Source organism: Flavobacterium sp. ST-158 (assembly GCF_058309975.1).
Map to the genome: position 1 here is coordinate 238,823 of NZ_JBZEEN010000004.1, position 13,097 is coordinate 251,919.

Genomic DNA, 13,097 nt, shown 5'->3' on the forward strand with positions numbered 1-13,097 from the left:
CTTTTTAAATTTAGAGATTTAGTAAAGTCTGAATTTATACTAAATTATTAATTTTTGCATACTGCAATAGCATAATGGTTTTAGCGTCTTTTAATTCTCCAGTTTTAATCATGTTGTACGCCTGCTCAAAAGGTATTTCTAAAACTTCAATGTTTTCCTGTTCTTCTTCCAGTCCGCCACCTTCACTTACTTTCATAGAAGCGTTGTATTCACCAATAAATAGATAAAGAATTTCAGTTATGGCGCCAGGTGACATATAGGTTTCCATGATTTTTTCAACTTTGGAAATACGGTACCCCGTTTCTTCTTCCGTTTCTCGGATAATGCATTGTTCTGGTTCATCTTGATCTAATAATCCGGCACAAACTTCTACCATCATGCCGCTTGCATTACCATTTAAATAAGTTGGTAAACGAAACTGACGGGTTAAGATGATGTTTTTGGTTTCTTTATTGTACAGTAAAATAGCAGCACCGTTTCCGCGATCGTAGACTTCTCTTTTTTGGGTAATAATAGTATTGTCAGGTTTTTGATAATCAAAAGTTACATTGTTGAGTATGTACCAGTTATCTGAAAGTAATTCGGTGTTTTGGATGCTTATTTTTGGATCGTTCATAAATCTGTGATAGTTTTGGATATAAAAAAACGCCCTGAAAATTCAGAGCGTTAGTTGTTGTCTTATTTTGTGATAGTTTGTTTTCTATCTGGACCAACAGAAACAATCTTAATAGGCACTTCAAGCTCTTTTTCAATGAACTCAATGTATTCCTTTAATTCAACTGGTAATTCATCATAAGTAGTCATACCTGTTAAATCCTGTTTCCATCCTTTGAATTCTTTATAAATCGGACTAACATTTTCTTCTTCTACATTGTATGGGAAGTGTGCAATGTTTTTTCCTTTATAGTTGTATTCAGTACATACTTTTAAAGTATCAAAACCAGAAAGTACGTCTCCTTTCATCATCATTAATTGCGTAACTCCGTTTACTTGTACCGCATATTTTAAGGCAACTAAGTCTAACCATCCGCAACGTCTTGCTCTTCCTGTTACTGAACCAAATTCGTTTCCAACTTTAGCCATTGTAGAGCCAACTTCGTCAAAAAGTTCTGTTGGGAATGGACCACTACCTACTCGTGTAGTGTAAGCTTTGAAAATTCCGTAAACTTCTTTGATTTTGTTAGGAGCAATTCCTAAACCAGTACAAGCTCCGGCAGCTGTAGTATTAGAAGAAGTTACAAAAGGATAAGTTCCAAAATCAACATCTAATAATGAACCTTGGGCTCCTTCGCATAGAATAGATTTTCCTGCTTTTTGAGCCTGGTACATATATTCTTCACTATCAATAAAATCTAATTTTTTGATTTCGTCGATTGCTTCAAAAAACTCAGCTTCTAATTCTGCTAAGTTGTATTGCAATTCTACTCCGTAGAACGCAATCATGGCTTCGTGTTTGTCAGCTAAAGAACGGTATCTTTCTTTGAAATCTTCTAATTCAATATCTCCTACACGTAAACCGTTTCTACCTGTTTTGTCCATATAAGTTGGACCAATACCTTTAAGAGTAGAACCTATTTTTGCTTTCCCTTTAGAAGCTTCAGAAGCAGCATCTAATAAACGGTGAGTAGGTAAAATTAAGTGTGCTTTTCTAGAGATGATTAATTTCTTTTTGATGTCGATGTCAAATTTAGCTAATCCTTCAATTTCTTTTTGAAATACAACAGGATCAATTACAACACCGTTTCCAATAACATTTACCGCTGATTTGTGAAAAATCCCAGAAGGAATGGTTCTAAGTACGTGTTTTATTCCGTCAAATTCTAAAGTGTGTCCTGCATTTGGTCCACCTTGAAAACGGGCAATAATATCGTAATTTGAGGTAAGAACGTCAACAATTTTTCCTTTTCCTTCATCTCCCCATTGTAATCCTAGTAATAAATCTACGGTCATTTTTAATTTATTTATTAATCTTTAATTTGTTTTGGTGTTTTAAAAAAGCACCTTTTTTAACTAAATGTGTTATTGATTTTCTTCTTTTTGTTCTTCTTGTTTAGCTCCCTTTTTGGTGCCGTAAAAATACAAGGAATGATTGGTAATTTCGACATCAAAAATTTCCTCAATCGTTTTTTTAATAGTTTGTATTCTTGGATCGCAAAACTCAATCACGTCTCCAGTATCTGTCATGATAAGGTGGTCGTGTTGTTTGTCAAAATAAGATTTTTCGTAATGTGCCTGATTTTGCCCAAATTGATGTTTGCGAACCAAACCACAGTCTAACAGAAGTTCTATAGTGTTGTAAAGCGTTGCTCTACTTACACGATAGTTTTTGTTTTTCATTTTGATGTAGAGGTTTTCTATGTCAAAATGCTCTTCGCTTTCATAGATTTCCTGAAGTATTGAGTAACGTTCAGGCGTTTTTCTATGCCCGTTTTTTTCAAGGTACATTGTAAAAACATTTTTTACAATCTCTTGATTTTTGTCGTTATTTGTGGAAATGAGTGTCATATTCGGCAAAGATAAATTATTATTTTAATAGTTTTCAAGTTTAAATGCTTATAAGAGAATAAATTTGTTCTTTTTTGTTTGGAATCGTATTTATATTTCTGAAAAAGAATTTCAAATTAAATCAAATTAGCAAAATTTAGTTTTTGTAAACTCTGGTTACACGGTCAATCCCGTCAATTTTTTTGATGTTTTCAATTAATTTTTTCAAAATGGTAATGTTTTGAACAATTACCGTAAGTTGTCCTTTAAATAATCCTGCATCTCCACTCAACGAAATACTTTGGATGTTTACATTCATATTGTTCGAAATTACTTTTGTCAATTCGTTAGTAAGTCCTATGGTATCCATTCCAGTAATATTTAAAATCGCTTTGAATTCTTGTTGTGAAGAATCAATCCATTTGGCTTGCATAATACGATAGGCATAATTGGATTGTAAAGAAATGGCATTAGGACAATCTTTTTTATGCACTTTTATTCCTTCGTTAATGGTTACAAAACCAAAAACCTGATCTCCGGGAATAGGGTTGCAACAAGTAGAAAGTTTGTAATCTAGTTTATCTTGTTCTTTCCCAAAAACAAGCATATCGTAATTGTTGTTTAAAACGGGTTTATGGATGTCAACATCGGCTGTGTTGCCACCGCGTTTAATTTTATTTTTAAAGAAATTAATTAAGGTGTTGCTTTTTTGAGCGGCAAAATCTTTTAATCGTTGGTTGTCGATTGTTCCCAGACCTACGCGATAAAATAAATCTAAACTTGTTTTTAGATGGAAATAATTAACCAATTCATTGACCACTGTTTCATTCATATTGATTTTTAAGTGCTTCAATTTTCGGGTAAGAACCTCTTTTCCTTCTTCGGCAATCTTTTTGGTGTTTTCGTTAAGAACGTTTTTAATTTTATTTTTCGCTCTTGATGTGGTTACATAATCCAGCCAGTTTGCTGTTGGTTTTTGGTTTGGTGAAGTGATAATTTCTACCTGATCACCACTTTTTAATTCATAGTTTAATGGTACTAATTTCCCGTTTACTCTAGTTCCGCGTGTTTTGATTCCAATTTCAGAGTGAATGCTAAAAGCAAAATCGAGGGATGTTGCTCCTTTTGGTAAGGATTTAATGTCTCCTTTTGGTGTAAAGACGTAGATTTCTTTTGAATATAAATTCATTTTGAAATCTTCCACAAAGTCGATGGCGTTGGTTTCTGAGTTTTCTAAAGCTTCTCTGAGTAAGTTGAGCCATACGTCTAAACCGCCTTCTTCTGAATCTCCATTTTTATATTTGTAATGTGCGGCATATCCTTTTTCGGCAATTTCATCCATACGTTCGCTTCGAACCTGTACTTCAACCCAGCGCCCTTTGGGGCCCATTACGGTAATGTGTAAAGCTTCGTAGCCAGTAGATTTTGGAGATGAAATCCAGTCTCTCAATCGGCTAGGGCTTGGTCTGTAATGATCGGTAACAATAGAATATATTTTCCAGGCGATGAATTTTTCATCATGCGGATCGGATTTGTAAACAATTCTAAGTGCAAATTTATCGTATACTTCATCAAAAGTTACGTTTTGAGCTTTCATCTTTCTGCGAATAGAATAGATGGATTTTGGACGTCCTTTGATGATGTAGTCAATGTTTTCTGCGTCTAATGAGGCTTTAAGTACATCAGAAATGTCTTTGATGTAAGCGTCTTGCTGTTCTTTAGTTTCTTTAATTTTGCTTACAATATCTTCGTAAACGGCAGGTTCAGTATATTTTAATCCTAAATCTTCCAGTTTGGTTTTAATGTTGTATAATCCTAATCTATGTGCTAATGGTGCATAAATGTATAATGTTTCCGAAGCAATTTTAACTTGTTTATGGTCAATCATGGAATCCATAGTTTGCATGTTGTGCAATCTATCGGCAATTTTTATTAAGATTACTCGAACATCATCGTACAAAGTCAATAACATCTTTCGAAAGTTTTCGGCTTGCATCGACACATTCATGTCTTTTTGTACAATAGATATTTTTGTTAAACCTTCAACAAGTTGTGCAACTTTAGGATTGAACATGCGTTCAATGTCTTTTACGGTAGTGGGCGTATCTTCAACTACATCGTGTAGTAAAGCAGCCGCAATTGATGTGGCGCCAAGACCAATTTCTGAAGCAACAATTTTTGCTACAGCAATGGGGTGAAAAATATAGGCTTCGCCCGATTTTCTTCTTTGATCTTTATGTGCTTCAACTGCTACGTCAAATGCTTTTCGTATTAGTTTTTTGTCTTCAGTAGTTAGTGTTTGGTAACTAATGCGTAGCAATTCTTTGTATTCTTGTGCAATTGCTTTGTTTTCTTTTTCGATATCTATTTCGGTCATACTTTGCAGGGTTCATTTTCTAAAAATAACGATAAGTTAGCATATATGCAATAGGCTGAAAATTTAGATTTCAGAATTTAGTTTTTGAGGTTTTAGTCCCTAGTTGTTAGTCCCTAGTTGTTAGTCCTTAGTTTTTAGTCTAAAAAGTACAATCTGAATTCTAAAATCTGCAAACTGAATTCCTAAAATCCTCTTTGTCTTTTAGCTTCGAATATTAGTATGGCTGCAGCAACAGAGACGTTCATGCTGTCAATTTCGCCTTGCATAGGGATAATGATGTTTTGTGTGGCAGCATCACGCCATTCTTGAGTAAGTCCAGTGGCTTCGGTCCCAACAACTAAGGCCGTTGGTTTTGTGAAATCTTGGGTGTGGTAGCTCGTTGAGTTTTGTAAAGTAGCACAGTAGAAATTGATGTTTTTTTCTTTAAGAAAAGCAATGATTTCTGCGGTACTTGCAGTTGCAATTTGATTGGTAAACAAGCAGCCAACACTGGAGCGAACGATATTTGGGTTGTATAAATCGCTTTTTGGATTGGCTATAATTACAGCGTCCAAATTTGCGGCATCGGCGGTTCTTAAAAGTGCGCCAATGTTTCCTGGTTTTTCGGGCGCTTCGGCAACTAAAATAAGTGGAGTTGCTGAAAGTTTTAAATCGGAAAGTTGTAAAGATTTTGATTTGGCTACAGCCAAAATACCTTCGGTAGTTTCGCGATAGCTCAGTTTTTGGAAAACTTCTTTATTGATTTCTATTAATTCTGCATTTCTAGCTAGTTTTCTGGCATCGATTTCACTGCATATTTCGGGATAGAATAGAAGGGTTTTTATTTCGTAATTTCCTTTTACAGCTAATGAAATTTCCCGTGCTCCTTCAATCAAAAAAGTGCCTGTTTGTTTGCGGTTTTTGGCTTTTTCTTGTAATAGTACCAAAGATTTTATAAAAGGATTTTGGATTGAAGTAATTTGTTTCAACTGCTGCAAATTTTAGGGTTAAATACAGAGCAAAGATACACAGACAATAATTGTTTTGTAAAATAGCTATCGAAAATTTTGTTCGATTAAGATAGAATAATATTGTTTTGGTTATTTAAGTGTGTTGTTTTTCTTTAATTTGCTTGAAATAGCCAATTAAATAATGAAACTATGTTTAGTGTATTAGAAATTGTGGGGACTATGGCTTTTGCAATGTCGGGTGTTTTGACTGCTATGGAGAAAAAGTTAGATCCTTTTGGAGTTTTTATTATTGCCTTTGTAACTGCGGTGGGAGGAGGAACTTTACGCGATGTTTTGATAGGGAAGACTCCAGTGGGTTGGATGCTGAATTTGGAATATGTTTATATGATTATTATTGGTTTTGTTTTAGCAATTGTTTTTCGAAAGAAATTCGATAAATTAAGAACTTCTTTATCTCTTTTTGATACGATTGGTCTTGGTGTTTACACCTTAACGGGGTTGCGAAAAGGCATTGAAATAGGTTTGCATCCTATTATTTGTATTGCTTTAGGAACGATAACGGCCTGTTTTGGCGGTGTAATTCGCGATATATTGTGCAATGAAATTCCGGTAATTTTCCGCAAAGAGATTTATGCTACTATTTGTATTCTTGGAGGAATGTTATTTTTTATGCTCAAAGCCTTTCAACTCAATGACGAGATTATTTATATCACAACAGTATCAGTCGTGATTAGTATCCGATTGATGGCAGTAAAGTACAAATGGCATTTACCTGCTTTGGAAGGTAATAAATAGTGTGCTTGCTAATTAAACCGTTCTTTGAACAACTTCAAAAATCTTAGAATCCTCACATTTTAAAGTTTTTGAAGGGAATTTCATTAGCAATGCATAATCGTGCGTGGCCATGATAATGGTTTTTCCATTTCCGTTAATTTTTTTCAAAACATCTAAAACCTCCACACTGGTTTGAGGGTCTAAGTTTCCTGTAGGTTCATCAGCTAAAATTAATTCTGGATCGTTTAGTAAAGCTCTAGCAATAGCTACACGTTGTTGTTCTCCACCGGAAATTTGGTGTGGCATTTTTTGTGCGTAGTTTTTCATGCCTACTTTGTCCAGAACTTCTTCAATTTTACGTTCCATTTCGTTTTGGTCTGACCATCCTGTGGCTCTAAGAACAAAAAGCATGTTGTCTTGAATAGAACGATCTGGTAAAAGTTTGAAATCTTGAAAAACAATTCCAATTTTACGTCTTAAAAACGGAATGTCATTTTCTTTTAGTGTTTCTAAATCAAAATCTACAATGTGTCCTGTGCCTTCATTTAATGGTAAATCGGCATAAAGTGTTTTCATGAAGCTACTTTTTCCAGAACCTGTTTTTCCAATAAGATATAAAAATTCTCCTCGGTTTACTTCTAGGTTAACGTTTGATAAGATTACTTTATCTTCCTGATAAATGGTGGCGTTTTTTAAAGACAGTACAGCTTGAGACATAATTAGCGTTTGTTTATGGTGTAAAAGTAATTATCAATTATGAAATAGCAATATCAATTAGTAGTTTTTTGTGCTTTGTTAAAAGATTTGTTCATAATAAATGCCGTTTGTGTCACGTTATAAAGTCAATAATATGATATATTTGAATAGATAAAAAATAAATGAAAATGCGCAAACTTTCTTGGCTCTTCTTTTTATTGGTTTTTATTAAAACCAATCCGCTTTTGGCACAAAAATCCTCAATATATACTAGTAATTTAAAAGAATACGACAGAGCAGTAGCTTTGTTTAAGGACAATCAATATGCTTCGGCTCAGTTCCTTTTTGAAAAAATAAAAGCTGAAAATCAGGACGAAGAGGTAAAATCGGACTGTGCGTATTATGATGCTAGTTGTGCAGTTAGATTAGGACATGCTAATGCTGATGTCCTGATGGAATCTTTTTTAGAAGAATACCCAACGAGTTCTAAAAGCAACCAGGCCTATACTGAGGTAGCTCATTATTATTTCAATCAAGGGAATTATTCAGAAGCTTTACGTTGGTTTGAAAAAGTAGATGAAAGTCAGTTAAGTGCTGCTGATAGAGATCGTTTTAATTTCCAAAAAGGTTATAGTTTTTTTAATTCTAAAAATAAAAAAGAAGCTACCAAGTATTTTAATAAGGTTTTGAAATCAGAAGCCTATGGTTCTCAGGCTAAGTATTATCTTGGTTTTATGGCTTATGAAGGTGATAATTATCAAGAAGCCAATAAATATTTTGATGATGTCTCTGGAAATGAAAAATACGCTGAAAAGTTATCGTACTATCAAGCGGATATGAATTTCAAATCGGGAAATTTTGAAAAAGCTATCGATTTAGGGAAAAAAGCAATGGGTAAATCCAATGCTGTTGAAAAATCGGAATTGAATAAAATTATAGGTGAAAGTTATTTTAATTTAAAACAATACAGCGAAGCTATTCCTTATTTAGTGGCTTATAAAGGCAAAAGAGGAAGGTGGAATAATACGGATTATTACCAATTGGGGTATGCGTATTACAAACAAAATGATTTTGAAAATGCCATTGCACAATTCAATAAAATTGTTGGAGGAAAAGACAGCGTGGCTCAAAACGCATATTATCATTTAGGAGAAAGTTATTTGAAATTAAATCAAAAACAACAAGCTTTGAATGCGTTTAAAAATGCTTCTGAAATGCCGTTTGATGCCGCAATTCAAGAAGATGCGCACTTGAATTATGCTAAATTAAGTTATGAATTGGGAAATTCTTATCAAAGTGTACCTTCGGTATTATTAGGGTTTATCAATAAATATCCAAACAATTCCAGTCGTTCAGTAGTGGAGAAATTATTGATTGACTCTTATATTTCATCTAAAAATTACAAAGAAGCCTTAGTTTTATTGGAAAAAAATAAAAGTCCAGAAAACAAATTGGCCTATCAAAAAGTGACTTTCTACAGAGGTTTAGAATTGTATACGGATAGAAATTATACAGAAGCTTTGCAAATGTTCCAAAAATCTTTGGCAAATACCATGGATGCCGAATTTACAGCGAGAGCCACTTTCTGGAAAGGAGAAACAGAGTATGTGTTGAATGATTACAATAAATCGTTGTTGAGTTTTAAACAATTTGTTGGAATGTCCGCTGCATCTGGAACTCCAGAATACAAAAACAGCAATTATAATGTGGCGTATGCGTATTTTAAATTGAAAGAATACGATGCGGCTGGCGATGCTTTCCAAAAATTTATAGATAAATCTAAAGACGATAAAACAAGACTAACAGATGCTTATTTGCGATTAGCCGATTGTCGCTTTGTGACTTCAAAATATTGGCCAGCAATGGATGCTTACAATAAAGTAATTGAATTTAAAAGCGTAGATGCGGATTATGCTTCTTATCAAAAAGCGCTTTGTTATGGTTTTGTGGCTAGAAATGATAGAAAAATTGAAGATTTGAATGCTTTTATTCAAAACTACCCAAAATCAAGTTATCGTGATGATGCTATGTTTGAACTGGCAAATACTTATGTGGCGAGTGATAAACAGGATTTAGCTTTAAAAACTTATGATAGATTAATCAGTGAATATAAAAATAGCGCTTTTACAGCTAAAGCTATTTTGCGTCAAGGATTGGTTTATTATAATTCAGATAGAAGTTCAGATGCTTTAGTGAAATTCAAAAAAGTGGCTGCAGAATATCCTAAAACTCCAGAGGCTTTAGAAGCTGTTTCTACTGCGAGGTTGATTTATGTGGACAGCGGAAAAGTGAATGAATACGCAACTTGGGTGAGAACATTAGATTTTGTTGCTGTTACTGATGCTGATTTGGATAACGATACTTATGAATCGGCAGTGAAACAATTTGAGCAGAATAATAACACTCAGGCTATTTCTGGATTTAGAGCTTATATTTCTAGTTTTCCAAACGGAATTCATGCTTTGAAAGCTAATTTCTATTTGGCGCAAGCTTATTATGCCGAAGGTCAAAAAGACAAAGCAATGCCAAATTATGAATATGTTGCTAATCAGCCAAGAAATGAATTTACGGAACAATCGTTAACTAGATTAGGGCAAATTTTATTGGATAGTGGTTCAAAAGAAAAAGCAATTCCAGTATTAATTCGTTTGGAAAATGAAGCCGATTTATTCCAAAATAAAGTTTTTGCACAATCGAATTTGATGAAATGTTATTACGAGAAAAAAGAGTATTCAAACGCGGTAGTGTATGCTGATAAAGTTTTGAGTAATCCAAAAACAGATGATAATGTAAAAAGTGACGCGCAAATTATTATTGCTCGTTCGGCTATGCAAACAGGTGATGAGGCAAAAGCCAAAGCTGCTTACGCAAAAGTGATGTCGATTGCTAAAGGAGAATTGGCAGCTGAAGCTTTGTATTACGATGCTTATTTTAAAAACCAAGAAGGTAAGTTTGAAGCTTCAAATACTTCGGTTCAAAAATTAGCTAAAAGTTATGCTACTTATCGTTTGTATGGAGCCAAAGGATTGGTTTTAATGGCTAAAAACTTTTACGGATTAAAAGATAGTTTTCAAGCTACTTATATTTTAGACAGTGTAATTAAAAATTTTGCTGATTTCCCAGATGTGGTTTCAGAAGCGCAAACTGAATTGAGTCGAATTAAGTCAGAAGAGTCTAAAACAAATTCTTCGATAGGTAATTAATAAAAAAGTTGTCGCACTGAGCTTGTCGAAGTGTTTCACGTTAAAAAGTAAAATATGAAATTCAATTTCCAAAATAAAATAACAATAGGTCTGTTTCTAATGGTTTTACAAGTTTCTTTCGCACAAAAGAAAGATAGTAACATTGGTTCAGAAGAGGTGAATATTGTAAAACCGTACACCCCAACTATATCAGATGCTTCTAAAATCCAAGAATCGCCAGTTCTTGATGACGAAGGAAATGCTAAAAAAGAAACGATTAAGTATTCTATTTTTTCTTTTCCGGTAGCTTCTACTTTTACTCCAGCAAAGGGAAAAGCAGAAGGAGTAGAAAAAGAGGCTAAAGAAAAATTCTATAATAATTATGCAACGATTGCCGGAGGGAATTATGGGGTCTTGAATGCAGAATTATTTGTGAATCAGGAATTAGGGAATAATGATTATGTAGGTGGAATGTTTCGTCATTTTTCATCTCAAGGAGGAATCAATGATGTAAAATTAGATAACTGGTTTTATGATACGGCATTGGATGCTTTTTATGGAGTAAATAATGATAACATGTCTTGGAATATTGATTTAGGATATCAAAATCAAGTCTATAATTGGTATGGATTACCAATGGATTTTGGAAGTACATTGAGTACGTCTGATAAAAATACATTAATTGGAAGTATCGATTCAAAACACGCTTATAATGGTATTTCATTAGGTGGAAAAATGAGTTTTAATGAAGGTGCTTTTAAAGAAGCTTCTATGAAATTTAGTCATTTTTCGGATAGTTTTGATTCTTCAGAAAATAGATTTTATTTCAAACCTTCTTTACGTTTTGATGTAGGAGATCAATTTGTGAAAACCAATATTATCGTGGATTATGTGGGAGGTTCATTTGATAAAAATTATGAGAATACGAATGTAGAAGCTGTAAAATATGGTTTTACCAATTTAGGAATTGCACCAAGTTTTAATATCCAAGAAAACGGTTGGGATGTAAATTTAGGAGCTAAACTTTTTTACAGTATAGATAAAACCGGAAACGATAATAAATTTTTAGTATATCCTAATATTAATGTTTCTTATCCAGTTGTGGATGATTTAATGATTTTTTATGCAGGAGCTGAAGGAAGTTTAGAGCAAAATTCCTATATGGATTTTGTAAAAGAAAATCCGTTTATGTCGCCTACATTGATGATTGCACCAACAGATAGACAATATGATATTTTTGCAGGTTTAAAAGGAAAATTAGCTTCAAGTGTAAGTTATAATATAAAAGGTTCTTATGTAAATGAACGCAATAAAGCTTTATATAAAAGTCAGGATTACACAGAGAATGCAGCTAATGAAGATTATGCTTTTGGGAATTCGTTTCAAGTGGTTTATGACGATGTGCGAACGTTTCGTTTTTCAGGAGATTTAAAAGCTGATTTTTCTCAAAATGTTAGTTTTGGAATAGGCGGAACCTTTAGTAGTTATAAAAACAGCATGCAACAAGAGGCCTGGAATTTACCAACGGTAGAAATTAATTCTTCATTGGATTTTAATATTACTCCAAAATGGTATGCAGGAGCTAAGGTGTTTTATGTAGGTGAAAGAAAAGATATGCAATTGAACTCGGATATTGTTTATGTGACACAGCCTGATCCAGTAACTTTGAAAAGTTATTTTGATGTAAACGCGCATACAGGATATAGATATAATTCTCAATTAACAGGTTTTTTGAAACTGAATAATATCACTAATAAGTCCTATCAAAAATGGATGAATTATCCAGTACAGGGTTTTCAGGTTTTAGTAGGAGTGAATTACAAATTTGATTTTTAAGTTTAAATACAAAATTCACAAAGAAGGCACGAAGTTCACAAAGATTTAATTTGTGAATTTTGTGCCTTTTCTAATTTATATCGGAATAGAATTTAATAACCAATTGTAATTGAAATCTATCTTTATTAGTTGCGTCAGTTAAATCCGTGGGCTAATAAAAAACTTTGCGGTCTTTGCGAAACCTTTGTGTTTAAAAAACTTTGCGGTTAAATAAAAATTACTCTGTAAAAGGAATCGCAACACGAGTTTTATCCCATCCTAAGTTTAAAGTCATTCCATTATCAGCTTTGGTGAAAACCATAGAAAATGCTTCTAAGGAGTCTTCTGCTTGTGTTGCAGGAACAACTAAACGAGCAACATCATTAGCTTCTTTGTATGAGTATGCACCCCAAACGTTGGTGTCTTTGCTTAGGATTACAGTCCATTCTTTTTCGCCTGGAATAGTGTATAAAGTGTAAACCCCGGCTTTGATTTTTGTTTTTCCAAAGGTAACATCTTTGTAAAATGTGATTTCGGTTGCTTCATTTGCGCCAGTTCTCCAAACTTTTCCGGCAGGAGTAAGCGATTCTAAAGTTCTTTCTTTAAGTTGCGGACGGCTATAGATTACTCTTGCAATTTTGCTGGCATCTTTGTAATCGTTAGGATAAGAAGCAATGTCCATTGGACTTTTGTCTAAACCTGGAAATTTTTGTGCTTGGATGTTTGTTGTTGTGAACAATAGAAAACCAAAAGCGATTGCTGAAAATAATTTTAATTTTTTCATAGTGATTTTAAAAGAATATGATTAGTACTAATTCT

The 13,097-nt window shown here is 33.4% G+C and carries 10 protein-coding genes; 3 read left to right on the forward strand and 7 right to left on the reverse strand.

The genetic code is table 11. From position 1 onward, the window contains the following. Positions 1-34 precede the first annotated feature (34 nt). The 5 genes from nudK to AC4FRF_RS08540 all read right to left on the reverse strand — a co-directional run bounded on the left by nudK (position 35) and on the right by AC4FRF_RS08540 (position 5,829). Positions 35-616, reverse strand: a complete 582-nt coding sequence (gene nudK, locus AC4FRF_RS08520) for a GDP-mannose pyrophosphatase NudK (protein WP_491159065.1) — start codon at positions 614-616, stop codon at positions 35-37. A gap of 62 nt (positions 617-678) precedes the next feature. Further along, positions 679-1,950 (reverse strand): adenylosuccinate synthase, encoded by a 1,272-nt coding sequence (locus AC4FRF_RS08525; protein WP_491159066.1) that lies wholly within the window; start codon positions 1,948-1,950, stop codon positions 679-681. Positions 1,951-2,019: 69 nt separating this feature from the next. Then, positions 2,020-2,505 carry a Fur family transcriptional regulator gene (locus AC4FRF_RS08530; RefSeq protein WP_491159067.1) on the reverse strand — a complete coding sequence of 162 codons (486 nt, stop codon included), beginning with the start codon at positions 2,503-2,505 and terminating at the stop codon, positions 2,020-2,022. A 136-nt stretch (positions 2,506-2,641) separates the two neighbouring features. Continuing rightward, a complete protein-coding gene (locus AC4FRF_RS08535) occupies positions 2,642-4,861 on the reverse strand; it encodes a RelA/SpoT family protein (protein ID WP_491159068.1) in 2,220 nt (739 codons plus the stop codon). Positions 4,862-5,043: 182 nt separating this feature from the next. Next, a complete protein-coding gene (locus AC4FRF_RS08540; protein WP_491159069.1) occupies positions 5,044-5,829 on the reverse strand; it encodes a TrmH family RNA methyltransferase in 786 nt (261 codons plus the stop codon). A 171-nt stretch (positions 5,830-6,000) separates the two neighbouring features. On the opposite strand from AC4FRF_RS08540, the gene AC4FRF_RS08545 reads away from it, so the two are divergent. Then, positions 6,001-6,606 (forward strand): trimeric intracellular cation channel family protein, encoded by a 606-nt coding sequence (locus AC4FRF_RS08545; RefSeq protein ID WP_491159070.1) that lies wholly within the window; start codon positions 6,001-6,003, stop codon positions 6,604-6,606. Between the two features lie 12 nt (positions 6,607-6,618). On the opposite strand, the gene AC4FRF_RS08550 is transcribed toward AC4FRF_RS08545, so the two are convergent. Beyond that, positions 6,619-7,302, reverse strand: a complete 684-nt coding sequence (locus tag AC4FRF_RS08550) for a cell division ATP-binding protein FtsE (protein ID WP_491159071.1) — start codon at positions 7,300-7,302, stop codon at positions 6,619-6,621. Positions 7,303-7,469: 167 nt separating this feature from the next. On the opposite strand from AC4FRF_RS08550, the gene AC4FRF_RS08555 reads away from it, so the two are divergent. Both AC4FRF_RS08555 and AC4FRF_RS08560 read left to right on the forward strand, forming a co-directional pair. Beyond that, positions 7,470-10,484, forward strand: a complete 3,015-nt coding sequence (locus AC4FRF_RS08555) for a tetratricopeptide repeat protein (RefSeq protein WP_491159072.1) — start codon at positions 7,470-7,472, stop codon at positions 10,482-10,484. 54 nt (positions 10,485-10,538) lie between these two features. Further along, complete coding sequence (locus AC4FRF_RS08560) at positions 10,539-12,299, forward strand: TonB-dependent receptor (RefSeq protein ID WP_491159073.1); 1,761 nt, start codon at positions 10,539-10,541, stop codon at positions 12,297-12,299. Between the two features lie 217 nt (positions 12,300-12,516). On the opposite strand, the gene AC4FRF_RS08565 is transcribed toward AC4FRF_RS08560, so the two are convergent. After that, positions 12,517-13,062 (reverse strand): DUF2911 domain-containing protein, encoded by a 546-nt coding sequence (locus tag AC4FRF_RS08565; RefSeq protein ID WP_491159074.1) that lies wholly within the window; start codon positions 13,060-13,062, stop codon positions 12,517-12,519. Between the last annotated feature and the right edge of the window lie 35 nt (positions 13,063-13,097).